Source organism: Bacillus sp. JJ722, from assembly GCF_036963345.1.
Classification (GTDB): domain Bacteria; phylum Bacillota; class Bacilli; order Bacillales; family DSM-1321; genus Bacillus_AD.
The window spans coordinates 48067-73709 of sequence record NZ_JBALMO010000037.1 but is presented as its reverse complement, the minus strand read 5'-3'; the positions used below and the strand labels follow the sequence as shown (position 1 = coordinate 73709).

Sequence of the window (25643 nt, the reverse complement as noted above, 5' to 3'; positions counted from 1 at the left end):
GCTTTGTTAGCTCTCCGAAGTAGGTTACGTGAAATATATAAACCTGCTGATTATGTTAGAATACCTCTATTTGGCGCTTTCGGTATAGATGAAACCCATGTATCTTCTTAAAAATCTAAAGAATTACTTTCTCATCAATCAAACAAAAATAACAAATAGGACTTATTGGACAACCCATTTTTTATTAATTATTTTTGAACCGCGTAGCTGTCTCTTGATAATTGTTTGCGGTCTGTTACTTTACCGTTTTTTACCGTTTCTAAATAGGTAACACTCTTCGTTGCGTTAGAATCATGACTTACGATAGAGCTTGATAATTGGTATGATGTGTTCGCCGGCTTAGCCTCATTAGCAGCATAAATCGTGAAAGTAACAGATGAAGAGCCAACTGTTCCCTCAATATAGATCGGGCTATCATAATGATTTGTAAATTTTAAATCTTTATATGGATAAGCGATTGCTGCATCGTGACCGATTGGAACATACCCAACTTGCATACTATGATTATATCGAACATCAGGTGTTATCCCAGCTTTAATAATAGCATTATATAAAGTTGTACTTACTTGGCAAACACCGCCTCCTAAACTATCAACTACTTTACCATTTAAAAAGGAACCTGCGGCTTTATAACCTTTATCAGCAGTTGTGTTGCCAACATAATCATTAAAGCTAAAGCTTTCACCAGGCATTAATAAGTAGGAATTAATTGTTTCAGTTGCTAATCTAATATTTGTGTTACGATTATATGCATTTGCAGAATAGCTAGTTGTAAACGTACCAATTTTCTTTTGAACTGGTTCAAGTTTTTCTTTTGTTATCGGCGCATCAATTTCTTTGATAGATGCCGTTACAGCTATATCTTTCTTATTGTTTTTTTGAAGTGCTTCGAACAGGTCGTGCTGAACTTGTTTTTGATCAATTTCAAAACCTTTTTTCTCTTTCGTAATGTTTACATTCCCATTATTGATGGTGATCGAAGCATTAGTTGGTTTTGTCTTCATTTCTTGTTCAATGGAATTTATCCATTGGTTCAGTAATTTTTCGTCAACAGTATATGTAAGTGGATAATTTTTTCCATCTTCTTTAGTAATTAATGAAAATTGTTTTAGTAGTTTTTTATTTTTTCCATATTGATAGGCTTTAGCGATGGTTTTATCCAGATCATATTGTACGCCGATATCTTTCAATTGCTTTTGATAAATTTTGTCCTTAACATGAACGGTAAGATTAATTTGATTATATTTATCTGTAATTCTAGCTAAATCTTTAATGGCCTCTTGCTTTGTTTTTGATGATAAATCATGGTTTTCGATTTTAACGTTAGGAAAAAACGCTTTATCATATTTTTTTACTGTAAATGATACGTAGGAATAAGAAGCTCCTACAATGGCAAACAACGCAAAAACAGTAGCAATGATCCAAATGTATTTTTTCTTCATAATTCTATATAATGCCTCCGTGAAAATAATTATTTTTTCGATTAATTCAAGTATAGAAATAACCGACAATTATTACAATAGTATTACTAATATTTCATTTTGATGACAGTGTTTTTTTTATAAAGAAATGTAAAGTGCAATAGTATATGTATATGAACGAGATTCAAAATCATAATAAAAAAAATCCGATTGCTAATATGCAATCGGATTTTTTTTAGGCTATTACTCTTCAACTGGTACCCAATCGTATGCCCAGCGTTCGATGCTATCGAATACTGGTCTGAGAGCTTGCCCTTTTTCAGTTAATGAGTACTCGATTCGTACGGGTGTTTCAGGATATACATCTCGTTTGACAAGACCTGCTTGCTCTAAATCTTTTAATCGATCTGATAATACTCGACCACTAATTGGAAGAGAGGATTCAATTTCACTAAAACGCTGAGGACCACCGTTTTGTAATTGATATATGATTAGTCCAGTCCAACGTTTACTGATGATTTCCATTGCTTTCTCGAATCTCGGACATAAATCTGAATGATACATTTAACATCACTCCTATTGTGAATATTATACCCGATTCTTACAAAAAATAAAAATATTACTTTTTAAAAATTAATTACTTGACGTTTGTATGTTATCAATATATACTAACTTACATAAAGTAACTAACTTGTTGCGAGTAAAGAAGGGTGAACATAGATGGGATTCCATACAAAGCCGAATTTATATATTCGCGATGTAACACTAAATGTAAGCGATATAAAAAATTCACTTCTTTTCTATCAAGATTTCTTAGGATTTAAAGTGTTAGAACAAGGAGAACATACTGCTATACTCACAGCTGATGGGGTAACGCCGTTAATTAAGCTGAATGTACCGCAAGATGTGACTCCAAAACAACCTCGTACAACAGGTTTGTATCACTTTGCGATTCTATTACCATCGCGAGCTGTATTAGGAAAATTCCTTCTTTATTTAGTGAAGCACCAATTTGAAATTGGAGCTGCCGACCATTTAGTAAGCGAAGCCCTCTATTTCTCAGATCCAGATGGCAATGGTATTGAAGTGTATTATGATCGGCCTGCTGACACATGGGCATGGAATAATGAACAAGTAGCGATGACAACTGATCCATTGGATGGTGAAGGGGTATTAGCTGCAGGTGATGGATTAGAGTGGAATGGAATGCCAGCTGATACAGTAATGGGACATATTCATTTACATGTGTCTAATCTTCAAAAAGCGAGTATATTCTATAAGGATGTACTTGGGTATCAGGTGGTTAGTGAGTTTGGGGGTCAAGCGCTTTTTCTTTCAACAGGAAAATACCACCACCACGTTGCCATAAACACATGGAATGGTACAGGAGTACCGGCAGAGAATAGTGTAGGACTAAAAGAATTTGCAATTGATCTACCGAATGAAGAGTATAAGCAAAAAGTGATTCATGCTTTACAAGCAAGAGGTTTAGCTTTTCATGAAGAAGACGGTATTCTGCGTACAAATGATCCTTCAGGCAATAAGATTGCCATGTATTTATGAAATAATAAACATATAAAAGGAGATTATTAACATGTCAAAAGATTTTTATAGTGCTTTAAAAGACAGACGTTCACTTTATGTAATCAGCAAGGAGTCACCAGTTTCTGACGAAAGAATTCAAGAAGTTGTTGAGTTTGCTGTGAAACATGCACCATCTGCATTTAACTCACAAAGCTCTAGAGCAGTAGTTCTATTAGGTGAACAAAGTGACAAGTTCTGGAACATTACAACAGAAACTCTACGTAAAATTGTTCCTGCAGAAAACTTTGCAAGCACTCAAGAGAAAATGGATATGTTCTCAGCAGGTTATGGAACTGTTTTATTCTTCGAAGATCAAGCAGTTGTAGAAAAATTACAAGCAGATTTCAGCCTTTATGCTGATAAATTCCCAACGTATTCAGCAGAAACTTCTGGTATGGTTCAATTAATTGTATGGGCTGGACTTGAAGCAGAAGGATTTGGAGCGACACTACAACATTATCAACCACTTATTGATGATGAAGTGAAGAAAGAATGGAATATTCCAGCTTCATGGCAATTACATGCGCAAATGCCATTTGGTAAACCAGTAGCACCAGCAGGCGAAAAAGAATTCGCGTCAATTGCTGATCGTGTGAAAGTGTATAAATAATAATAGTTAAGAAAAAGACGAGTGCTAAATCGCTCTCGTCTTTTCATTGTATTTCAAGTAGCTTTAAAAACCTGCAATAACTAATATGGTAATTGTAGTAATGACTACTAAGATTAAACCAGCCACTATAATCCATGTTATTGGATTTCCGAAATTGACTGTCCAACCACTTCCAAATCGTTTCTCAACAAATATTGAAGCATCATTTTGATTCATATAGAATAGTCCAGCCCTCCAATACTCATCTTCGTTTCTGCTACGAAAAGGGGTATCTTCGTCGGAAGAAACATTCATTCTGCTTCCACCTTGCCCAGTTGTAATCGAAAGGTAAACAGCCCATATTAACTGAATACCTGTTGATACATAAATAAGAATTGAGAGAATAGGCCCCGTAATAAGTTGTAGCATTGATAATTGTACAATTAAGAAGAGTAGAGCTATGAATACACTTGTGCCAATAATAAAGCTGGACCATCTGCGTCGAAAGAGGAGATTTTGTTGTAATGATTTATTAGGATTTGCAGCATTGATTTGTTGCTTCGCATTTCGAATTGATTGATTGATGCCATAGAACATAGCCGTTAATAATAGCTGTAAAAAAGGGAAAATCGCTATTCTACCAACTGTTTTATTACTATAAGCATCCGCCTGACCTTTGAAATTAAAGTGAGTAGGAATCTGAGAGGGGGCATCACCATATAAAAGGATTGTTATAATCACGGTTCCAACAGTAATTGCGAGTGGTAAGAGAAACCATGTATTTGACTGAATTACTTGTTCATTGCGGAAGTTTGTTTGAATCATAACTCGTTCTTGTCTCTTATCTTTGAACCATTGTTGCTTATGTTGCCAATGTTTCATTTGCTTGTGCGAATGGTAGTAGAAGAGTATTGGAAAGAATATTATTACAATTGCAGAAAAAGCAATAAGGGCGCCTGTTTTTTCTTTTGAGGTAATGAAAGATAAACCAATTGCCATAATGATTAAGAAAAAGATGGACGTTATGCTTGATTGCTTTGCATATTTTTTTCGTAGTTTCTTAACAACTGTATGGTTGTATTCTGTTTCGGGAATGGTAACACCGAATTGTTCTGTCCTTCTTGAAAGGTAAGGTGTTGCAGCTAGCATGATAATAGTAGGTAATAAGGACAGAGTAATTACAATGAGTTCAAACGTCTTCATTTTTTATTTCCTCCTTTTTGAATATCTACATAAACATGTTGAACTTGTGCTAGTAAATCTTCTACTGAAAGTCCACGACAGATTGCCTCTACTAAGATGGGGCGCATGGCTGTATTTAATTGGTTGAGATAACTTTCATCTGCTTTAGGGACGCCATCGGGATGAATGATTGCACCTTTTTTTCGATGAATTTGAATAGCATTTTGTTGCTTTAGTTGTTGATAGGCTTTATTTACTGTCAGCATGTTAACGCCGAGATCACTAGCAAGCGAGCGAACGGCTGGTAATTCATCACCAGGTTTTAATGTACCTGTTGCAATACCTTCCATAATAGCGTGTACGAGCTGTGTATAGATTGGAATATCTGATTCGAAGTTTAGTTGTATCCACATTATTATTCATCACGCTTTCTGTTTTACTTGTTATATATATAGTATAACAAGTAATGCTTAAAAGGTCACGAATATTTTGAAAATAGTATATTATTTTTGAATAAAAATGAATAATGCAATAAAATAAAGTATGAAAGGGGTAGATGCTATGATTGAAAAAGAATATTTGCGAGTGATTAAAGAACGTTTTCGTCATGTAAAGAAAATGGGAGAAGAAGCAATGAATCAAGTAAGTGATAGCGCTATTTTCTGGAGTGATAATGACGATTCAAACACCATTGCAATTATTGTGAAACATATGAGTGGAAATATGATTTCACGTTGGACAGATTTCTTCACAACAGATGGTGAAAAGGATCGTGATCGAGAAAGTGAATTTTCTCAACATTTTATGAGTCGTCATGAAGTAATGCATTATTGGGAAAGTGGCTGGAAAGTTTTCTTTGATGTCCTTGATCATTTAAAAGAGGACGATTTAATGCGCGTTGTTACCACATATAATGAGCCTCAAACTGTAATTGAAGCAATAGAAAAGCAGATGTTCCATTATTCATATCATGTGGGACAAATTGTTTATCTTGCCAAACAAATATCCTCCGATCAATGGAATTCTCTGAGTATTTCGCGTAAAAAATAATGATTTCTTAATTTACACTTCTTTATTCAAATCCCCCAAAAGGAGCCATTTTACATGAAAGTTTTTGAACAATACTTCATATTGGCCTTGGTGGAAGTGCCACCGTTCATGGTGGCACGGGCTTCTTAGAAAGTTGAATGTTAAGTTGAAGCGTAATTAGAAGCGGATATAATTTGCGGATTCCAATTGCAGAAGTTAAGTCACAATGACTTTGCAAGAAGTTATAATGAATGGACAATGTTATAATTTGGTGCAAGAGATCGGACACTTGAAGAAATGTACTTGATGAAAGAACGTAGGTGAGTTTAACGTGAGAACGAGCATACTCAAAATTTTAGAAAAAATTGAGCAAGACTATGACATAAAAGTATTGCTTGCGGTTGAGTCAGGGAGCCGTAGCTGGGGCTTTCATTCTTTAGATAGCGATTATGATGTTCGCTTTATTTATATACATAAGCAAGACTGGTATTTATCCATTGATGCCAAACGTGATGTGATTGAGATACCCATAAATAATATGTTAGATATCAACGGGTGGGATATAAGGAAGGCGTTAAATTTATTAAGAAAGTCCAACCCTTCATTGCTAGAATGGATTTCTTCTCCAATCGTTTACAGAGAAGACGTTTTATTTATGGAGCAATTAAGAGCAGTAAAAGAATGCGCTTTTCAATCAGAAACCTGCTTGTATCATTATTATAAAATGGCAAAAACTAATTATAGTCATTCGTTGAAGCAGCATACAGTGAAAATTAAAAAGTATTTCAATGTGCTTCGTCCACTACTAGCATGTATGTGGATTGAACAAAACAATTCAGCACCACCAGTTGAGTTTGAAAAGTTAGTACAACATATCATTAAAGACGAATCTTTATTGGAGGCTATTTGTCAGCTTCTAAAACAAAAACGAGACAATAGTCAATCTGAAATTAAGCCGAAAATAGCAGTAATAAATGCGTTTATTGAACGTGAACTCGAACGTTTGATACCCGTGTTAAAACAGCAAAAGCAATCACATATTGTTTCATCTGAAGTACTTGATCAATTATTTCGTCAAACATTGCAATATGTATGGAAACAATAAGTAGTATGACAATTTTATATCTTATACATAAAGTAACTTGCTTATTATAAATATTGATAGCAAGTGCTTTTTTATTTTCTGTAACATCATAAGTAATGGATAATTACTGTAAAATAGTAGTAAATGGAAATGGAGGGGTAGAGATTTGGTGAAAAAAGTAAAAATGTATAGTGTGATATTTTGCTTGTTATTACTAATTTTTGTACCGTTAAATTCAACGGAACTATTCATCTCAGAGGCAAATGCTCAAACTAATCCATTCGGGGGAAAGATCAACAATATTTTACAGAACAGTGACCTAAAAGGAAATATGGTTGGGGTTAGTGTTCGAAATGCAACTAATGGAAAAGTTATTTACGAGAAAAATGGATCTGTCCGCTTACGCCCAGCTTCCAATATGAAGCTCATCACAGCTGCAACAGCTTTGAAAACATTAGGTCCTAAGTATACTTTTTCAACAGAAGTGCTTAGTGATGGTTCTCAGAAAGGGAAAGTGTTATCAGGTAATCTTTATTTAAAAGGTAAGGGTGATCCAACACTATTAGAAAAGGATTTTCAAGAATTAGCACTGAAATTAAAACAAAAAGGTATTACAAGAATTAAAGGGAATTTAGTTGGCGACGATACATGGTATGATAAAGAGCGATACGCCATTGATACACCTTGGAGTGATGAGCAAGAATACTACGCCGCAGGAATCTCAGCTTTAACGGCTTCACCAAATGAAGATTATGATGCGGGAACTGTCATGGTTAATGTAAAACCACAATCTCCAGGGGAAATGGCTTCAATATCGGTAACACCTAAAACAAACTATGTCCAAATACATAATAAGGTTAAAACCGTGAATAGTAGTGCTAAGAAAAATATTACGATTACACGTCAACATGGAAATAATAAGATTACAATAGAAGGTACGATACCAGCAGGAAGTTCACCAGATAAATCTTGGGTAGCAGTATGGGAACCAACAGGATATGCGCTAAACTTATTTAAAACGGCTCTACAAAAACAAGGGATTACTATAGATGGCAAAGTAACGACAGGAAATACTCCGCAAAAAGCACGGGTATTAGCAGCGGATCGTTCGATTCCATTATCAAAATTGGCTGTTCCGTTTATGAAATTAAGCAATAATACACATGCCGAAATGTTGATTAAAGAAATGGGAAAGGTGAAAGCTGGTGAAGGAAGTTGGGAGAAAGGGCTTAAATTCGTAAAAGGCCAATTACAAGGGATTGGAGTAAATGGAAATACCATTTTAATGAGAGACGGATCTGGTTTATCTCATGTCAATTTAGTATCACCAAATGAATTAACTAGTCTCTTATATAATGTACAAGATGAAACCTGGTTCCCAGCATTTAAAAATTCATTGCCTATTGCAGGAAACAGCAATCGTATGATTGGTGGAACATTAAGAAATCGTATGAAAGGTACTGCAGCAGAGGGGAAAGTTATTGCAAAGACAGGTAGTATCACATCTGTATCGTCATTATCTGGATATGTAACAACGCAGAGTGGTGCTAAACTTGCATTTTCTATTATCATCAACAACACTGTAAATGAAGATAATTTAAGGAAGGTTGAAGATCAAATTGCAGTAGCATTGGCTCAATATTAACGGTTTGTTCATTATTATATGTTGTGTAAAGCTATGTGTAGGCAAAGCTGTTTTGTTTTTTTAGAATCCGGATTGGATTTCTGAAACAAAGCGGCTCATATTCCTGATACATAGCTTTTTTTGATCTTGCTGTACTATTTGTAATGACTAAGTGAAATTCTAGGGTACTTCATCAGCTACTTGTTCTAGTAAATCTATGAAGATGCCTAGCGTAGAGATATTTTCCTAAAGATCATCTATACCAAGAATTATTGATATGAAAATTTTATCCCGTTCAAACTGGCGCTAAGACTCCCACTTCAAAACGAAAGTAAAAGCGAAGACGTTTAAGTGGGAGATTAAGCGCCAGTAAGAACCCGATTGGTTCAACTAATAATCGGTGGGGGATGGACGAAAACCCCCACCGATTAAAGTTTCACTTTATTATTTTCAGAGGAGTTTGTATAAAGTAAAGGTTAAAAATAGTTAGAATTTATCGTAAGTTTAACAACAATATGAACTATTATTGATATAATTATTAATAAGTAAAAAGTGATTGATAGTTCATTTTGGGGAAAGGGGAATTTCATATGTTCCAAGCATCCATAGTCATTGTTGAAGATGATGTTATAATGTCGGAAGTATTGAGCTTTTACTTGAGAAAAGAAGGTTATGATGTAAAGACTTTTGAAACTGCGGAGGAAGCTTGGCTACAGATTCGAAAAAAATTTCCCAATCTTATATTATTAGATGTAAATTTACCGGGACAAACTGGTTTTGAATTGGCAAAGAAATATCGCGAAATTAACCAGGATGGGGTTCTAATCTTTCTAACTGGAAATAGTGCGATTGAAGAAAAGTTAATGGGCTTTCAGGTTGGCGGTGATGATTATATTACAAAGCCTTTTGATGTTGAAGAACTTCTAGCAAGAGTGAAGGTACATTTAAAGAAAGAACAAGCACTCCAGGAAGTGAAACCAAAAGATTACATGAATATAGGGGAATTACGGTTGGACTTACGGAATAAAGAAGTATCTAAAAATCAAAAAGAAGTACCGTTATTTGTTAAGGAGAAGAAGTTGTTGTTCTTCCTAGCCAGTAACTATGATCAAGTATTCAGTGCTGAGGATTTATTTGAATTAGTTTGGGGCTTAGATTCAGATGCGGAGCTCAAAACCGTTGCGGTACATATAAGTAATTTACGAAAGAAACTTGAAACTGATCCGAAGCGATCGGAATATCTTCATACCGTAAGAGGTTTCGGGTATAAATTTTTCTATAAACCAAATTAGTTTGTAATGTAGGAGAAATCAATGAAAAGAGAACTACATTCATTTACTAATACAATCTATACACGATATCAGCACAAATTTATGTGAACTGTCGCATAATGATTTGTGCTTATTTGTATTGGATAAAATACAAGTTTTGAAGTTAAAGAAGGTTTAAGATGAAATCTTATAATTTTTTTGATATATTTATTGAAATATTATACAATTACATTATTCTACTAATAAGCTACATTAAATTAATAGTTGAATATGTATGTAAATGAATATTATGTTAATGGAACGAAGGAGGAATAATCAGTCAAAAACCCCTTTGTTATCAATATTCGCTTACCCTACCATATAATTATTTTTATAAGGTAACTAAGCATATTGTTAAATTAAGATAAGGTAGTAAGATTAATAGTTAGAAAATAAAAAATATTCAAAAAGTTATTCTTGGAAAAGGGGGCATATTATGAAATTATATATGTCAGTTGATATGGAAGGTATTACGGGATTAGTTGATTATTCTCATGTTTTTTCTGATAAACATAACTATGAACGCAGTCGGAAAATCATGACCAATGAAGCGAATGCTGTCATTACATCGGCATTTGAAGAAGGATGTAATGAAGTAATTGTCAATGATAGTCATTCGAAAATGAACAACTTATTAATTGAAGAACTACATCCAGAAGTGAAGTTGATTTCTGGGGATGTAAAACCATTCTCCATGGTCCAAGGGTTGGACGCCTCTTTTGGTGGAGCCATCTTCGTAGGGTATCATGCTAGAGCATCCGCTAGAGGAGTAATGGCTCATACGATGGTGTTCGCCGTTAAAAGAATGTACATAAATGATGTTGAGATTGGTGAATTGGGTTTTAATGCGTATGTTGCTGGTCATTTCGGTGTTCCTGTTATTATGGTAGCCGGTGATGATGGAGCAGCTAAAGAAGCAGAAGCTCTTATTCCTAATGTCATCACAGCAGTAGTGAAAGAAACTACATCACGATCCTCAGGCATCTCAATCACACCTACCAAAGCAGCAGAATTATTAAAGAAACAAACGGCTCAAGCATTAGCTAATAGCCATAATATGAAGCCTTTAACACCTCCAGAAAATCCACTACTCACCATTGAATTCACAAACTATGGACAAGCAGAATGGGCAAATCTTATGCCAGGCACTCAAATAATCGAAGGAACAACATCTGTGACTTTTCAAGCGAAAGATATTCTAGAAGCATATCAAGCAATGCTTGTTATGACGGAATTAGCAACCAACACAACTTTTTGCTAGGAAGTGGTTCTATTGAGAAATTATATAATTAAAAGATTTCTAGCGATGATAGCTACGTTATGGTTAATTGCGACGTTAACTTTTTTCTTAATGCATGCAATCCCTGGTTCACCATTTAACCAAGAGCGTGGAACTAGTGAAGCGATTCAAAAGAATTTAATGTCTTTTTATCATTTAGATGAACCGTTACCAGTGCAATATTTATTTTATTTAAAATCGTTAGTTACGCTTGATTTTGGACCATCCATTGTAAAGTCTACCCAAGATGTGAATAGCATGTTAAGCGGAGGTTTTCCTGTTTCATTTGAATTAGGTTTCATTACGTTACTTGTAGCAACTATATCAGGAATCACACTAGGTGTAATCGCAGCTCTTCGGCATAACGGCATTGTCGACTACTTAGCTATGACGATTGCGGTGTTAGGTATTTCTATTCCTAACTTTGTATTAGCTACTTTGCTTATTCAGCAATTTGCGGTAAATCTTCAATGGTTGCCAGCTGCTACATGGACAAGTCCGGCTCATATGGTTCTGCCGACACTTGCTTTAGCAACTGGTCCTATGGCAATTATTGCCCGATTAACACGGTCTAGCATGCTCGAAGTATTAACCCAAGACTATATTAAGACTGCAAAAGCAAAAGGATTATCCCCAGTGAAAATCGTTATGAAACATGCGTTAAAGAATGCACTATTGCCCGTGGTGACGGTACTCGGGACATTGGCAGCTAGTATTTTAACAGGTACGTTTGTCATTGAAAAAATATTTGCTATTCCAGGCATGGGAAAATACTTTGTTGAAAGCATTAATACGCGAGATTATCCCGTTATTATGGCAACGACTGTGTTTTATGGTGGCATATTAATTATCATGCTTTTCTTAGTGGATATTGCGTATGGCATATTAGATCCTCGTATCAAATTACATAAAAAGGAGGGGAAATAATGGCTACTAATCAACAGCAAGCACCATCTAATGTAATTCCGGATGAATGGTTTCAACCCTCCAAACAAGATTCAGAGAAACTTGAAGCTGTCGTAAGACCAAGTCAATCCTACTGGCAAGATTCATGGAGAAGATTGCGAAAAAATAAATTAGCTATGACAGGGTTGTTTTTCTTAATTGCCTTAATACTTATGGCAATTATTGGACCAATTATTTCTCCCCATAGTGTAGATAAACAAGTTTTGTCTCAGCAAAATCTACCCCCATCTACTGAACATTGGTTTGGTACGGATGATCTTGGAAGAGATGTTTTTACTCGTACATGGTATGGGGCTAGAATTTCCTTATTCGTAGGGATAATGGCTGCATTAATAGATTTTATGATTGGCATTATTTATGGAGGAATCGCAGGTTATAAGGGTGGTAGAACGGATACAGTCATGATGAGAATTGTAGAAGTGCTATATGGTTTGCCTTACTTACTTGTTGTCATTCTATTAATGGTAGTGATGGGGCCGGGTCTTATGACTATTATTCTAGCACTCACCTTTACCGGATGGGTAGGCATGGCGCGAATTGTAAGGGGCCAAGTTCTCCGAATAAAAAATTATGAATTTGTACTTGCATCTAAAACATTTGGTACAAGCACAAGTCGTATAATTCGAAAAGATTTAATTCCAAATACGATGGGACTTATTATCGTACAAATGACTTTAACTGTCCCAAGTGCAATTTTTGCAGAAGCTTTCTTGAGCTTCTTAGGGTTGGGCATTCAATCTCCCTTAGCTAGTTGGGGATCAATGGCGAATGATGCATTACCTGTTATTCTTTCAGGTCACTGGTGGCGCTTGTTCTTCCCAGCGTTATTTATATCTCTAACGATGTTTTCATTCAATGTTCTAGGTGACGGCTTACAAGATGCGCTCGATCCGAAGCTTAGGAGGTAAAAACATATGACAAAGATTCTTCAAATAGAAGATTTGCATGTTCGCTTTAAAACATTTGGCGGGGAAGTACAAGCTGTACGTGGAGTAACCTTTGATTTATACAAAGGAGAAACATTGGCGATTGTAGGTGAATCAGGGTGTGGAAAAAGCGTTACGTCACAAAGTATTATGCGCTTAATTCCTACTCCCCCTGGTCGAATTCATCATGGAAGAATTCTCTTTAAAAATAAGGATTTAACGAAGGTACCTGAGAAAGAAATGCGAGATATTCGCGGTGTGGATATTTCAATGATCTTTCAAGATCCTATGACAGCGTTGAATCCAACTTTGACCATTGGCGACCAAATGACAGAAGGAATTCGTCATCATGAAGGGATTTCAAAGCAAGCAGCACGAGAAAAAGCATTAGAGATGATGAAACTTGTTGGCATTCCAAGCCCAGACATTCGTATGAAACAATACCCTCATGAATTCAGTGGTGGGATGCGCCAGCGAATTGTCATTGCAATGGCGCTTGTTTGCGAGCCCCATGTGTTAATTGCTGATGAACCAACAACCGCACTTGACGTAACTATTCAAGCACAAATTTTAGATTTGTTTAAAGATATTCAGAAGCGTACTAGCGTAAGTATTATATTAATCACCCATGATTTAGGTGTTGTAGCTTCCGTGGCCGATCGTGTTGTCGTAATGTATGGTGGCAAGATCGTAGAAGAAGGCACGCGGAGAGATATTTTCTATCAACCACAGCACCCATATACGAAAGGCTTACTTTATTCTGTGCCACGACTTGACACTATTGGTAAAGAACTAACACCCATCCCAGGAACGCCGCCAGACTTGTTCTCGCCACCTGTTGGTTGTGCTTTTGCAGCAAGATGTCCACATTCCATGATTGTTTGTGAAAAAATCCAACCAAATAAGACGAGCATTAGTGAACATCACCATGTTGATTGTTGGTTAATGGATGAAAGATCAAAAGGGTAGTTTGAATTACCAAATAGATAGAGAAAAAGGATGAGGAGGTTTTTGTATGAAGAAAGTTTGGTCTTTACTGATGGTTGCTATGTTAGTGTTTGTAATGGCAGCTTGTACAGCAAATGAAAAAGCTGGAACAACAGACAAAAAAGAAGATGGAGATAGTAAGGGAACAACAAAGAAAGTATTGAACTTAAATAATGGTGATGTACCGACATCATTTGATCCACCAAAAGGTTTTGACTCAATTTCTTATAATGCGCTTAATAACTTAATGGAAGGATTATTACGTTTAGATGAGAAACATAATCCGTCACCTGGAATTGCAGAGAAGTGGGATGTATCTGAAGATGGGAAAGTATATACGTTCCACCTTCGCGATACGAAATGGTCAAATGGTGATCCTGTTACAGCAGGGGACTTTGAATATGCTTGGAAGCGTATGTTAAATCCGAAAGCAGCTTATCCAACTGCATTCTTAGCCTATTTCATTAAAGGTGCAGAGGAATATAATGCTGGAAAAGGCAAAATTGAAGATGTTGCGGTAAAAGCAGTAGATGAAAAAACACTTGAAGTGACATTAGTCCAACCGCAAGCTTATTTCTTATCTGTCATTACAAATCCAGCTTTCTTCCCGGTAAATGAGAAAGTAGATAAAGCAAATTCGGAATGGTTTAACTCAGCTGAAACCTTCGTTTCAAACGGACCTTTCGTTCTGACTGAATGGGATAAAGCTAGCCATTTCAAATATGAAAAGAATAAGCAGTATTGGGATGCAGATACAGTTAAACTCGATGAAGTTAACTGGGCAATTGTAAATGATAAAAACACAGAATATCAAATGTTCCAAAACGGTGAGTTAGATAAAACAGATGTTCCTGCAGAGTTAGCTGATCAATTATATAAAGAAGGCAAAGTACAAGTAGATGAACAAGGTGGCTTATACTTCTATCGTTTAAATGTAAACCAAGAGCCATTCCAAAATAAAAATATCCGTAAAGCTTTCGCTATGGCGATTAATCAACAAGAAATTGTTGACTTTGTATCTAAAAATAAAGAAAAACCAGCTTATGGATTCGTTTCTTACGGATTACAAGATAATAGCGGCAAGGATTTCCGTGAAACAAATGGCGATTTATTAAAAACAGATATTGAAGAAGCGAAGAAATTATTGAAGAAAGGCATGGAAGAAGAAGGATACAAAACACTTCCACCTGTAACCCTAACGTATAGCACAAGCCCAGTTCATCAAAAATATGCTGAAACTGTTCAACAGATGCTAAAGCAAAACCTAGGCGTTGATGTGAAATTAGCAAATATGGAATTCAATGTATTCGCTGAGCAACAAAAAGCATTGAAGTTTCAATTCTCTCGAAGCTCATTCTTAATGGATTATGCTGATCCAGTAAATGCACTTGAAAGCTTCCAAACAGGACATTCTATGAACCGTACTGGTTGGACCAACCCAAAATATGATGAATTAATCAAGAAAGCTAAACTTGAAGGCGATGAAGCTAAGCGTTTCGCAATGCTTTATGAAGCAGAAAAAATCCTAATGGATGAAGCACCAATCATTCCAATCAACTTCTATAACTTACCGTACATTTTAGCGGATGGAGTAACAGGTATCCTGTATCATCCTGTAGGTTACTTAGAATTGAAGTGGGCTGATAAGAAGTAATTTAGTTTTCGCTTTTCTATTAATAAGGGATGTTCGTAACATATGAACATCCCTTATTATCATACATTTGAGTAAATGCAAAACGAGGAGGTATCCTGATGTTAATAAAACCACCTATGTTAAACAAAGGTGATGTTGTAGGCGTGATTGCCCCAGCAAGTCCACCGAATCAAGAAAATTTACAACGTGGTATTGCTTATCTAGAAAGTTTAGGGTTGCAAGTAAAAGTCGGAGAACATGTTTATAAAGAGTATGGTTACTTAGCCGGTAGTGATGATGACAGATTAGCAGACTTTCATAACATGTTTGCGAATTGTGAAGTAAAGGCCATCGTAAGTGCAGGTGGAGGCTACGGTACAGGACGCATTGCTTCTAAAATTGATTATGATTTGATTCGAAACAATCCAAAGATTTTCTGGGGATATAGCGATCTAACTTTTTTGCATACGGCGATACGTCAGTGTAGTCAATTAGTAACTTTTCATGGGCCCATGCTAGCATCGGATATTGGTAAAGCAGATTTTCAAGAGGTATCATCACGATTCTTTCAACAGTTGTTTCATATGAATAATTTAACTTACGATGAAAGTATTTCACCGATTGAAACGCCAATTGAAGGTATAGCGACAGGTGAGCTAGTAGGAGGAAATTTATGTTTATTAGTAAGCACTTTAGGTACATCTTTTGAAATTGATACAACAGATAAAATCCTCTTTATTGAAGATGTTAATGAGGAGCCACGGAACATTGATCGGATGTTAAATCAATTGTATATGGCTGGTAAGTTAACAAATATTACGGGGTTTGTAGTAGGCGATTTTCATAATTGTGTACCAGGAAACAGAGTACAAACTTTAACATTAGAAGAAGTTTTGCAGTATTATATCGCCTTAGTAAAGAAACCAACATTGAAAGGGTTGAAGATGGGGCATTGCTCTCCACATGTTGGAATTCCTTTAGGCACAAGAGCTAAATTATGTACGGAACATAAACAATTAACAATAGAAAGTGGCGTTTGCACATATTAAAGGCCAGTGCAAGTTTAATATTTACGGAGGCTCACAATGATCATAAGAGATATTGAAACATTTCCATTATCCGTACCTTTAATAAAACCATTTAAAACGGCGCTTCGTACAGTTGTGACAGCCGAAAGTATTGTGGTGAAAATCAGCTGTGATAACGGCATAGTAGGTTGGGGGGAAGCACCTCCTACCCACGTAATCACAGGAGATAGTTTAGCGAGTATTAAAGGAGCTATTGAAACTATTTATAAACCTTTTATAGTTGGAAAAAATCTATTACAATATGAAGCTCTATTTCAAGATTTGCATGCAACTTTAGTCGGGAATAGTAGTGTAAAAGGCGCTTTAGATATGGCCTTATATGATTGTTTGGCACAGTATAGCGGCTTGCCACTCTATCAATATTTAGGTGGCAATCAAGATGAAATTGAAACAGATTTCACAGTCAGTGTAAATGACCCTGAAGAAATGGGGGAAGACGCGAAACGTTATGTGGCAGAAGGTTTTAATGTATTGAAAGTAAAAGTCGGTAAAGATGATGTGGCAACAGATTTAAAACGTATTAAAGCCATTCGCCAGGCGGTAGGAGATGACATTAAGTTACGCCTTGATGCTAATCAAGGGTGGTCAGTGAAAGAAGCCATATCTATAATTCGAAAGATGGAGGATCTGCAATTAGGTATAGAACTAATTGAACAGCCTGTTCATAAAGAGGATATTCGAGGGTTGAAAGCTGTTACGGATTCCGTTGATACATTAATTATGGCAGATGAAAGTGTTTTTACAGCGAAAGATGCTTTTGAAGTGCTAAGAACACGAAGCGCGGACTTAATCAATATTAAATTGATGAAATCAGGCGGTATTTATAAAGCGTTACTGATTAATCGAATGGCGGAGCTTTGCGGTGTGGAATGTATGGTTGGCAGTATGATTGAAACCCGTCTTGCTATATCGGCCGCTGCTCACTTTGCAGCTAGCCAAAGAAATATAACGCGCTTTGATTTTGATGCACCACTATTATTGGCACAAGATCCGATTCAAGGTGGCGTTTGTTATGAAGGAAGAAAAATAACTTTTTCTGCACAATCAGGTTTAGGTGTAACGGGATTCGTTCAATAGTGAAGGAGTGAGTTGCATGAATGAAAAATATGTTGTTAACGTACCTGTTGCGACAGTATGGACGTCACCTGCTAGTCCGAGGGAAATAGATACAATAGCCATATCTAGCAATTGCAATTTGAAAGCATGGATCGATTCATTGCATTATGATACGTTGCTAGATTTATGTGATAGCAATCGCGTTCAAACGCAAGTGTTGTATGGTGAAGAAGTAATAGTTATAGAGAAAATTGAAGAATGGGCATCAGTAATCATTCCCGGTCAACCTTCTTCTAAGCATTCGCAAGGATATCCAGGTTGGATTCCGCTTTGTCAACTTGTGCCAGCGCAATCCTGTGAACAAAAGATATTTGAGCAAATGGTAATGGTAACAAGTCATTCTGCATTCATGAAAAAGTCAGAAGATCAAAGTGAAGTTGAACTTAGTTTTGCAACAATTTTACCAGTAAAGTTAAATGAGGGTGATCGTTTTATTGTTTACACTCCAACTGGACTTGGTATTATCTCTGCACAAGACGTTTCCATTTTTCATCCAAATGTAAATGGGAGTAATGCTGATTTTATTCAAAGTGGGGAGGCGTTTCTAGATCTTCCATACTTATGGGGCGGTATGAGTAGCTTTGGCTATGATTGTTCCGGATTTATTTACAATATGTGTAGAGCAAACGGTTATACGATTCCCCGGGACGCCCATGATCAAGCCACTTCGGGAAAAGAAGTGCGTTTAACGGAATTGAGAGCAGGGGATTTATTGTTTTTTGCGTATGAAGAAGGAAAGGGTTCTATACACCATGTTGGATTCTATTATGGTGATGGTCGTATGCTTCATTCTCCAAAAACGGGTAAAACAATTGAAATTATCAAGCTTGAAGGCACATTGTATGAGAAAGAGCTTTGTGCCGCACGAAGATATAGTACGGAGGAAACAACATGAAAGAAGTATTATTGAAAATCAATCATTTGAAAAAATACTTTGATATGGGTGGTGGCGCCACATTAAAGGCTGTTGATGATGTTAGTTTACACATTTATAAAGGTGAAACATTTGGTATTGTAGGTGAATCAGGTTGTGGAAAATCTACATTAGTTCGAACTATTATGGGGCTATACGACGTGACAGAGGGAGAAGCGATTTATAATAATCAAAACATTCATAAAATGAAGAGCAAAGAGCGTTTTGTATTTCATAGAAAAATGCAGATGATATTTCAAGATCCTTATGCATCGTTAAATCCAAGACTAACGGTTGCGGAAATCATTTCGCAACCGATGGAAGTTCATCAACTCTATCCAACGAAGCAAGCACGATTAGAACGTGTAAATCAATTGTTGGAGGATGTAGGGTTAAGTCGCGATCATGCCAGTCGTTATCCACATGAGTTCAGCGGTGGGCAAAGACAACGAATTGGGATTGCACGAGCTTTAGCGCTAGACCCTGAATTCATTATTGCAGACGAACCAATATCAGCACTTGATGTGTCGGTACAAGCACAAGTAGTTAATTTGTTAAAGAAACTTCAAGTTGAAAAAGGCCTTACGTATTTATTTATTGCCCATGACCTTTCGATGGTTAAGCAAATTAGCGATCGAATTGGCGTAATGTATTTAGGACATCTAGTTGAGGTAACTGATAGTAGTCAGCTATACGAGAAACCATTGCATCCATATACGCAAGCGCTCCTTTCGGCTATTCCAATACCTGATCCTGATATCGAAGATCAAAGAGAAAGAATTATTCTAGAAGGAGAACTGCCAAGCCCAATGAATCCACCTAGTGGTTGTGTATTCCGAACACGTTGTCAGTATGCAATGGAGACTTGTGCTGAAGTAACTCCAAAATGGCAGGAAATAAGGGAGAATCACATTGTTAAGTGTCATTTATATAATGACGAGTTAAATGTGGAACATTCATCACAAATGAAAGTGAAGATTCGCTAATGAAATTACAACAAATGCATGAAACACTACAACAACAATTGCTGCAGTATAAAGGAAACTTTGCGTATGTTATTAGTCATGACGGTAGCAAGATTGAGCACAATAGTTCAGTAATTACTTCTTCAGCTAGCACAATTAAAATACCGTTGTTAATTGAGGCGTTTAGACAATGTGAAGAAGGTCATCTACATCTAGGGATGATGATTCCGATTTCTAAAAATGATCTTGTGGGTGGAGCAGGTGTACTACAATCGCTTGAGGTTACATCATTAAGCTTAAGAGATTTATTAACTTTAATGATTATTGTCTCAGACAATATGGCTACAAATTTAGTAATGGACACCTTAGGTTTTGATAGAATTAAATATGGTTATCAAAAAATAGGGCTTTACTCAACTTCTGTCCAAAGAAAAATGATGGATTTTGAAAGTATGAAAAGCGGTATGGACAATTTAATAAGTGCAGAAGACTTGCATAAATGTTTACATATAATCAATGAAGCTTCAATACTAGGTAAGGAAAGTCAAAGATTGATTCATGGAATGCTAGAAAAGCAACAATTTCGTGACAAACTTCCTTATTATATGGATGAAAGCATGTTTTGGATCGGTAATAAGACAGGAGAATTACCAAGAGTGGAGCATGATTGTGGTATCATTAAGTATGGTGAACATACGATGTATGCAGTCATTCTATGTAGTGAATTAGAACATCAGCAAGATGGACAACAATTCATTAGATTTGTCGGCCGAACAATTAGCGAGTATTTATTTTCTCTATAGTAAGTCAGCGATTGAAGGAGGCTTATAAAGATGAGCTTTAACGATGAAATGAAAAAAGTATTACTAGCAGGAATTGGTGCAGTTGCTACAACAGTAGAAAAATCACAAGATTTTGTACAAACACTTATTACTAAAGGTGAAATTACAGTAGAACAAGGTAAAGTGTTAAATGAAGAGCTAAAGAGAAATATGAAAGACTCAATAAAAAAAGATAAAATAAATTCAGCATCATCTCCTCAAAAAGTAAAAGTGAATTCTCTTATTAATCAATTAGATGATTTAAGTGAGGAGGAAATTGCGGCTATTAAATCAAAACTGGCTGAAATGGAGAAATAAAGTATGAAGAAGCAACAAAACAATCCTAAGCGCAAAGAAAATAGCAAGGTTCGGCTAAGAGAGATTGTTGGGGTGCTAAGAAAGCATGAAGTTATTCATGGTATGACACCTGAGAAGTTGCGTTTAATCGTCGAAGATTTAGGTCCGACGTATGTGAAAATGGGTCAAGTAATGAGCATGCGGTCAGACATGTTGCCTCAAAGTTACTGCGATGAATTGGTTAAATTGCGAGCAGATGTAAAGGCAATTGAATTTTCTGAAGTAGTAGCTTTAATTGAGCAAGAATATGGTGTTCCTATTAAAGAGGTTTTTCCGATCATTGAGGAAAAACCTCTTGGTTCTGCAAGCATTGCCCAAGTACATATTGTTACATTGAAAAATGGTCAAAAAGCAGTAGCAAAAGTTCAACGTCCTGGAATTAAAGAAATAATGGCACAAGACATCGTTTTAATGCGAAAAGCAGCTAAACTTTTACAAATAATCGAAGGTCCTTCAGATGTTATTGATTTTAACAAGATTATAGAAGAATTATGGGTTGTTTCACAGCAAGAAATGGATTTTCTGCTAGAAGCGGGCAATTGTAAAGAGTTAACTGAACTTAATATGGGTATAGAATACATTGCTTTTCCAAAAATAGAAAGTCGTTTAACAACATCCAAAATCTTGGTGATGGAGTATATAGACGGTATTCAAATCGATCAAGTTTCAGAGCTTTTGGAGCAAGGCTATGATATGCACGAAATAGGTATGAAGCTTGCTAAGAACTATGTAAAGCAAGTAATCGACGATGGGTTTTTCCATGCTGATCCTCATCCAGGAAACATTTGGATACGCGACGGTAAAATTGTTTGGTTGGATTTAGGGATGGTTGGTAAACTGAATCATCGTGACCGAATGAATATAAAAAATATAGTCTTTGCAATTGTTAACGGGGATATTTATGAATTGAAAAGCGCCATTTTATCATTAGGAAAAGTAAAAAGAAACGTTAACCACCCATTGTTATACACGGATCTTGAGGAATTACAGTCGCGATATGGAAGTATGGATTTGGGAAGTATGAATTTAGGAGAATTGGTACAAGAAATCATTGATCTGTGTAATCGCCACAGTATCGCTATTCCAGCAAGTATAACCATGCTGGGGCGCGGTGTTATGACCATTGAAGGTGTATTAGAAGCTTGTTGTCCTGATGTTAATTTCATTCAAATTATCTCCAATCATATGTCAGAAGAAATGTTTCAAGATTTTGATGTAACGAAAGAGCTGGAACAATCAGGGAAATTATTGACACAAAGTGCTCGTAAAGTTATGGAATTACCAAGCAACTTATCTGATTTAGTGAAGATGGCGGTTAAGGGGCAAACAAAAGTTAATTTAGATGTAACAGGAGCAGAAGAGCCAATTAAACAAATAGGTAAGATGGTAGATAAACTAATTATATGTATTATAAGTGCTGCTCTCCTAATTGGTTCAAGTTTAATTAGTACGACAAATATGAAGCCGCAAGTATTGGATATTCCTCTATTTGGTATTGTTGGATTCTTCGGCTCTTGCATCTTAAGCGGATGGTTACTATTTAATATTATAAGAAATAGTCGGAGGCAAAAATAAGCGATTCTTGAATTACAAGAATCGCTTATTTTATTTTGAAGGAGTTCTAAAACTTTTTATAGAAATATTACATTACGAATAGATTATTAACTGATAGAAGATAAGTATGTCAATTTATGAGATTCTTAATTGGAGAGGAAGTGCTAGCAGTATGACATGGAATAGTTATGAAAATATTAGCAAAAAACTCTTACCAGAAATAAAAGATCTTTGGACTGTTAAGGATATTGTCGAAAAATCAGCGAACCTTGGTGATGAAATTTATTTGATTTATGCTCCGACAGGGAAAGAATATACCTACGAAGAATCTAATCTCATCGCCAATAAAATTGCCTATTCTTTAGCAAGCTTAGGACTTCGTAAAGGTGACCGAATAGGAATTTATATGACGAATAAACCAGAATATGTTTTTACACTGTTTGCTGTTGCAAAACTAGGATTAATTGAGGTACCAATTAACCCAATTTTCCGTGAAGCGGAAATATCATATATGGTAAATAAGGCTGAGATCACGGCAATTATTTCGGATCAAGATGATAATTCTGTTAAGATTTTAGAAAATGTTTCTACTAAGTCTACGTTCTTGAAGCACATTATTGTTGCTGGTGATGTTAAACAAAGGCATGAAGCTTCAGTAGAGATTCACTCTCTTACGAACTTAATGAAAACAGCAAAAGACACAAATCCAAATATATATATTGATGAATCTGATCCGTTTAGTATTATGTTTACTTCAGGAACAACAGGATTGCCAAAAGGAGCAATTACAAGTAATAAAACGGCTATACTGGCATCTTTAAGCGGTGGGGTAACTGGGAAACGTAAATTAAGATCATATAATTGTCTTCCTTTGTTTCATGCAAATGCTCAACTTTATTCAACTTTAGGTAGTAGATGCCTCGGTGCTACCTACGTAATGGGGGATAAGTTCAGCGCTCGTAATTTCTTTAAGGATATTATAAAGTATCAAGCTGATTCCTTTATTTGTGTCGGAGGCATGATGCAAATTTTGGATGCAACATACGCACCAGAAGATGTTCCGAATCATCCTGCAAAATTTGTTAGGGTTGGTGGTACTCCTCCAGCTCTTTGGAAACGATTTGAAGAAAAATTCAAAGTGGAAGTATATGAAGGTTATTCCATGACTGAGGCTCCTGTTCCATTTCAAAATGGTCATCCAGAAAAGGAAAAGAGAAAGGTTGGTTCATTAGGTAAACCACTCTTTAATGACTTAGGAAGACAAGTGAAATTAGTAGATAACCAAGGCGATGAAGTCAAAGTTGGTATTGGAGAATTATTACAAAAGGGAAAAGGTTTTTTGACTAAAGGTTATTGGAATTCTCCTGAAGCAGAAAAGGAAGCGTTTGATGATGAAGGATGGTTCCGTACGGGAGATGTGTTTCGTGTAGATGAAGAGGGGTATTACTACTTTGTCGATCGAAATAAATTCATGATTAGGGTAGGAGGAGAAAATGTATCGGCTTTTGAAGTAGAAGCTGTAGTCAATAGTCATCCCGCAGTATCCGAATGTGCTGCTATACCGGTGGAAGATCCATTTAAAGATGAGGAAATTAAAATGATAATTAAATTAACTGATGGATATAATGATGTGGATTTTAAAGAAATTGTCAAGCTTTGTGCTAAGAAAATGGCTTACTATAAAATTCCAAGATTTTTTGAAGTAATTGATGACTTTCCTAAGACTCCTACAGAAAGAATTCAGAAAATTAAGTTAAAGGAGAATGAAAAGAAAAACAGCAATCATGGCTGGGATCGAAACATAGAACTTCCCGAATGGAGAAGTCTAAAGGTTTAATCTCGAGAAATCGAAGAGTTATAGTAAAAGAGCTAGGAGTAATGTTTAAGTTTACTCCTAGCTCTTTATGGTCTCTATATTCTAAATCACTTTATGAAACCTTTCGAAACCAGCTGGTCACGATGTTATTGGTAGAAATTTTAGGATAAAAGTGGAATAATTGTATTAAAACTGTTATGGAGGAAGTTATGAAGAAAAAGATTATAAACATTGGTGGGGTGGTATTAGCAGTGGTTGCAATTGGTAGTTTCATAGCATTATATTCTAATAAACCGAACGGTGAAAAAATTTTATCATTTATTGAGGAAAATCCTGATAAAGCGTCATTATCTGTTATTTATAATAATGAAGAGTTAGTGGCTTTTAATAGTGAACGAAAAATGTCACTAGCGAGTGTAGTAAAAATCCTTGTGGCGATTGAGTATGCTGAACAAGTTGCTAACGGAACTATCAAATCAGATGAATATGTGAAATTGTCTGAGCTAGAGCGTTATTATTTAGAAGATTTAGATGGTGGAGCACATCCGTCGTGGATTGAAAGTGTGAAAGAAAAGAAGATAGTTCAAGATGGTGCGGTATCACTTGAAGAAGTAGCTAAAGGAATGATGGAATTTAGCAGTAATGCAAATACTGAGTATTTAATGGATCGTCTAGGGTTAGAAGCAATTAATAACCAAATTAACAAACTTGGTTTATCAAAACATGAGCCACTAACTTATATAAGTGCAGACCTGTATATTCCTTATGAGTTAATGCGTACATACGGTAACATATCTAATGAAGATAAAATAGCTAAAGCAAAAAAGGAACTATCTTCTATACAGGCAAATCAATATCATTCATTAACTAAAGATATTCATGAAAAAATGAAAAATGATGAAAATAGCTCATACAAGAAAGAAGTCAATATTGTTGATTGGTATGATGAAGACTTTGATCGATTGTTTGTGGATCACTCCGTTAAATCTACGACTAAAGACTATGCAACTGTGTTACAAAAAATTAATAGTAGAAGTTATTTCCCAAAGAATGTTCAACAACACCTTGAAACAATCTTGGAAACACCAATGCAAAATGAAGGAAATCAAAAGGCATACAACCATGTAGGGATGAAAGGCGGCTCATTTGCAAGTGTATTAAACATGGCTATCTATGTGGAGGATAAAAAGAAGAATACAACTGAATTAGCTGTTTTCTTCAATGAGTTGGAAACGAAAGAATTTAATAAGTTAAGTAAGCATTTAAACGATTTTTTTGTAAAAATAGTAAATGAAGCAGAGTTTCGTGACAAGGTAAAATCATTGAAATAAGGATGCTTAATAAGATGAATCATCATGTATACATCAATTTATCCCGTTCTAACTGGCGCTAAGACTCC

At 35.7% G+C, this 25643-nt stretch carries 24 protein-coding genes; 20 read left to right on the top strand and 4 right to left on the bottom strand.

Features of this window, described 5'->3' with window-relative positions; genetic code table 11:
• Positions 1-188: 188 nt before the first annotated feature.
• Together V7014_RS06030 and V7014_RS06025 are read right to left on the bottom strand one after the other, a co-directional pair.
• Positions 189-1442, bottom strand: a complete 1254-nt coding sequence (locus tag V7014_RS06030; protein WP_335505184.1) for a VanW family protein — start codon at positions 1440-1442, stop codon at positions 189-191.
• Between the two features lie 222 nt (positions 1443-1664).
• Positions 1665-1985, bottom strand: a complete 321-nt coding sequence (locus V7014_RS06025) for a winged helix-turn-helix transcriptional regulator (protein ID WP_335505182.1) — start codon at positions 1983-1985, stop codon at positions 1665-1667.
• Positions 1986-2141: 156 nt separating this feature from the next.
• On the opposite strand from V7014_RS06025, the gene V7014_RS06020 reads away from it, so the two are divergent.
• Both V7014_RS06020 and V7014_RS06015 read left to right on the top strand, forming a co-directional pair.
• The gene (locus V7014_RS06020; RefSeq protein ID WP_335505180.1) at positions 2142-2984 is read left to right on the top strand and encodes a VOC family protein; all 843 of its coding nucleotides are present in this window, start codon (positions 2142-2144) and stop codon (positions 2982-2984) included.
• A 31-nt stretch (positions 2985-3015) separates the two neighbouring features.
• On the top strand, positions 3016-3615 hold the full coding sequence (locus V7014_RS06015; protein ID WP_335505178.1) for a nitroreductase family protein: 600 nt from the start codon (positions 3016-3018) through the stop codon (positions 3613-3615).
• 63 nt (positions 3616-3678) lie between these two features.
• On the opposite strand, the gene V7014_RS06010 is transcribed toward V7014_RS06015, so the two are convergent.
• Positions 3679-4797 (bottom strand): DUF1648 domain-containing protein, encoded by a 1119-nt coding sequence (locus V7014_RS06010; protein WP_335505176.1) that lies wholly within the window; start codon positions 4795-4797, stop codon positions 3679-3681.
• On the bottom strand, positions 4794-5189 hold the full coding sequence (locus V7014_RS06005) for a GntR family transcriptional regulator (RefSeq protein ID WP_335505174.1): 396 nt from the start codon (positions 5187-5189) through the stop codon (positions 4794-4796). The genes V7014_RS06010 and V7014_RS06005 overlap by 4 nt, the downstream gene beginning before the upstream one ends.
• 148 nt (positions 5190-5337) lie before the next feature.
• Here V7014_RS06005 and V7014_RS06000 point away from each other — a divergent pair, with 148 nt between their 5' ends.
• From V7014_RS06000 to V7014_RS05915, 18 genes are all read left to right on the top strand, one after another.
• Positions 5338-5826, top strand: coding sequence for a DUF1572 family protein (locus tag V7014_RS06000; RefSeq protein WP_335505173.1), 489 nt, complete (start codon positions 5338-5340; stop codon positions 5824-5826).
• 310 nt (positions 5827-6136) lie between these two features.
• Complete coding sequence (locus V7014_RS05995) at positions 6137-6910, top strand: nucleotidyltransferase domain-containing protein (RefSeq protein ID WP_335505171.1); 774 nt, start codon at positions 6137-6139, stop codon at positions 6908-6910.
• Between the two features lie 145 nt (positions 6911-7055).
• A complete protein-coding gene (gene dacB / locus V7014_RS05990) occupies positions 7056-8534 on the top strand; it encodes a D-alanyl-D-alanine carboxypeptidase/D-alanyl-D-alanine endopeptidase (protein WP_438824874.1) in 1479 nt (492 codons plus the stop codon).
• A gap of 569 nt (positions 8535-9103) precedes the next feature.
• On the top strand, positions 9104-9805 hold the full coding sequence (locus tag V7014_RS05985) for a response regulator transcription factor (RefSeq protein ID WP_335505166.1): 702 nt from the start codon (positions 9104-9106) through the stop codon (positions 9803-9805).
• 454 nt (positions 9806-10259) lie between these two features.
• Entirely contained in the window at positions 10260-11084 is an 825-nt protein-coding gene (locus tag V7014_RS05980; RefSeq protein WP_335505165.1) for a M55 family metallopeptidase, read from the top strand.
• 12 nt (positions 11085-11096) lie between these two features.
• A complete protein-coding gene (locus tag V7014_RS05975) occupies positions 11097-12029 on the top strand; it encodes an ABC transporter permease (RefSeq protein ID WP_335505162.1) in 933 nt (310 codons plus the stop codon).
• The gene (locus V7014_RS05970) at positions 12029-12976 is read left to right on the top strand and encodes an ABC transporter permease (protein ID WP_335505160.1); all 948 of its coding nucleotides are present in this window, start codon (positions 12029-12031) and stop codon (positions 12974-12976) included. Before V7014_RS05975 ends, V7014_RS05970 begins: the two co-directional genes overlap by 1 nt.
• Before the next feature lie 6 nt (positions 12977-12982).
• The gene (locus V7014_RS05965) at positions 12983-13963 is read left to right on the top strand and encodes an ABC transporter ATP-binding protein (protein WP_335505158.1); all 981 of its coding nucleotides are present in this window, start codon (positions 12983-12985) and stop codon (positions 13961-13963) included.
• 46 nt (positions 13964-14009) lie between these two features.
• On the top strand, positions 14010-15635 hold the full coding sequence (locus V7014_RS05960) for a peptide ABC transporter substrate-binding protein (protein WP_335505156.1): 1626 nt from the start codon (positions 14010-14012) through the stop codon (positions 15633-15635).
• Positions 15636-15733: 98 nt separating this feature from the next.
• Positions 15734-16663: a S66 peptidase family protein gene (locus tag V7014_RS05955; protein WP_335505154.1), complete on the top strand. Its 930-nt coding sequence runs from the start codon at positions 15734-15736 to the stop codon at positions 16661-16663.
• A gap of 36 nt (positions 16664-16699) precedes the next feature.
• A complete protein-coding gene (locus V7014_RS05950; RefSeq protein ID WP_335505153.1) occupies positions 16700-17779 on the top strand; it encodes a mandelate racemase/muconate lactonizing enzyme family protein in 1080 nt (359 codons plus the stop codon).
• 16 nt (positions 17780-17795) lie between these two features.
• Complete coding sequence (locus V7014_RS05945) at positions 17796-18713, top strand: C40 family peptidase (RefSeq protein ID WP_335505151.1); 918 nt, start codon at positions 17796-17798, stop codon at positions 18711-18713.
• The gene (locus V7014_RS05940) at positions 18710-19717 is read left to right on the top strand and encodes an ABC transporter ATP-binding protein (protein WP_335505149.1); all 1008 of its coding nucleotides are present in this window, start codon (positions 18710-18712) and stop codon (positions 19715-19717) included. Before V7014_RS05945 ends, V7014_RS05940 begins: the two co-directional genes overlap by 4 nt.
• On the top strand, positions 19717-20499 hold the full coding sequence (locus tag V7014_RS05935; RefSeq protein WP_335505147.1) for a serine hydrolase: 783 nt from the start codon (positions 19717-19719) through the stop codon (positions 20497-20499). The genes V7014_RS05940 and V7014_RS05935 overlap by 1 nt, the downstream gene beginning before the upstream one ends.
• 30 nt (positions 20500-20529) lie before the next feature.
• Positions 20530-20835 carry a phasin family protein gene (locus V7014_RS05930; protein ID WP_335505146.1) on the top strand — a complete coding sequence of 102 codons (306 nt, stop codon included), beginning with the start codon at positions 20530-20532 and terminating at the stop codon, positions 20833-20835.
• A 3-nt stretch (positions 20836-20838) separates the two neighbouring features.
• On the top strand, positions 20839-22449 hold the full coding sequence (locus tag V7014_RS05925; protein WP_335505145.1) for an ABC1 kinase family protein: 1611 nt from the start codon (positions 20839-20841) through the stop codon (positions 22447-22449).
• Between the two features lie 151 nt (positions 22450-22600).
• On the top strand, positions 22601-24265 hold the full coding sequence (locus V7014_RS05920) for an AMP-binding protein (protein ID WP_335505144.1): 1665 nt from the start codon (positions 22601-22603) through the stop codon (positions 24263-24265).
• Positions 24266-24453: 188 nt separating this feature from the next.
• Entirely contained in the window at positions 24454-25575 is a 1122-nt protein-coding gene (locus V7014_RS05915; RefSeq protein ID WP_335505142.1) for a serine hydrolase, read from the top strand.
• Positions 25576-25643: the final 68 nt, after the last annotated feature.

Bases quoted from the DNA above. Each gene is read 5' to 3' on its own strand.
- V7014_RS05920 (WP_335505144.1), top strand. From the start codon at position 22,601: ATGACATGGAATAGTTATGAAAATATTAGCAAAAAACTCTTACCAGAA.
- V7014_RS06015 (WP_335505178.1), top strand. From the start codon at position 3,016: ATGTCAAAAGATTTTTATAGTGCTTTAAAAGACAGACGTTCACTTTAT.
- V7014_RS05980 (WP_335505165.1), top strand. From the start codon at position 10,260: ATGAAATTATATATGTCAGTTGATATGGAAGGTATTACGGGATTAGTT.
- V7014_RS05965 (WP_335505158.1), top strand. From the start codon at position 12,983: ATGACAAAGATTCTTCAAATAGAAGATTTGCATGTTCGCTTTAAAACA.
- V7014_RS05945 (WP_335505151.1), top strand. From the start codon at position 17,796: ATGAATGAAAAATATGTTGTTAACGTACCTGTTGCGACAGTATGGACG.
- V7014_RS05925 (WP_335505145.1), top strand. From the start codon at position 20,839: ATGAAGAAGCAACAAAACAATCCTAAGCGCAAAGAAAATAGCAAGGTT.
- V7014_RS05985 (WP_335505166.1), top strand. From the start codon at position 9,104: ATGTTCCAAGCATCCATAGTCATTGTTGAAGATGATGTTATAATGTCG.
- V7014_RS06010 (WP_335505176.1), bottom strand. From the start codon at position 4,797: ATGAAGACGTTTGAACTCATTGTAATTACTCTGTCCTTATTACCTACT.
- V7014_RS05915 (WP_335505142.1), top strand. From the start codon at position 24,454: ATGAAGAAAAAGATTATAAACATTGGTGGGGTGGTATTAGCAGTGGTT.
- V7014_RS05955 (WP_335505154.1), top strand. From the start codon at position 15,734: ATGTTAATAAAACCACCTATGTTAAACAAAGGTGATGTTGTAGGCGTG.
- V7014_RS06005 (WP_335505174.1), bottom strand. From the start codon at position 5,189: ATGTGGATACAACTAAACTTCGAATCAGATATTCCAATCTATACACAG.
- V7014_RS05970 (WP_335505160.1), top strand. From the start codon at position 12,029: ATGGCTACTAATCAACAGCAAGCACCATCTAATGTAATTCCGGATGAA.
- V7014_RS05930 (WP_335505146.1), top strand. From the start codon at position 20,530: ATGAGCTTTAACGATGAAATGAAAAAAGTATTACTAGCAGGAATTGGT.
- V7014_RS06000 (WP_335505173.1), top strand. From the start codon at position 5,338: ATGATTGAAAAAGAATATTTGCGAGTGATTAAAGAACGTTTTCGTCAT.
- V7014_RS05935 (WP_335505147.1), top strand. From the start codon at position 19,717: ATGAAATTACAACAAATGCATGAAACACTACAACAACAATTGCTGCAG.
- V7014_RS05940 (WP_335505149.1), top strand. From the start codon at position 18,710: ATGAAAGAAGTATTATTGAAAATCAATCATTTGAAAAAATACTTTGAT.
- V7014_RS06020 (WP_335505180.1), top strand. From the start codon at position 2,142: ATGGGATTCCATACAAAGCCGAATTTATATATTCGCGATGTAACACTA.
- V7014_RS06025 (WP_335505182.1), bottom strand. From the start codon at position 1,985: ATGTATCATTCAGATTTATGTCCGAGATTCGAGAAAGCAATGGAAATC.
- V7014_RS06030 (WP_335505184.1), bottom strand. From the start codon at position 1,442: ATGAAGAAAAAATACATTTGGATCATTGCTACTGTTTTTGCGTTGTTT.
- V7014_RS05960 (WP_335505156.1), top strand. From the start codon at position 14,010: ATGAAGAAAGTTTGGTCTTTACTGATGGTTGCTATGTTAGTGTTTGTA.
- V7014_RS05950 (WP_335505153.1), top strand. From the start codon at position 16,700: ATGATCATAAGAGATATTGAAACATTTCCATTATCCGTACCTTTAATA.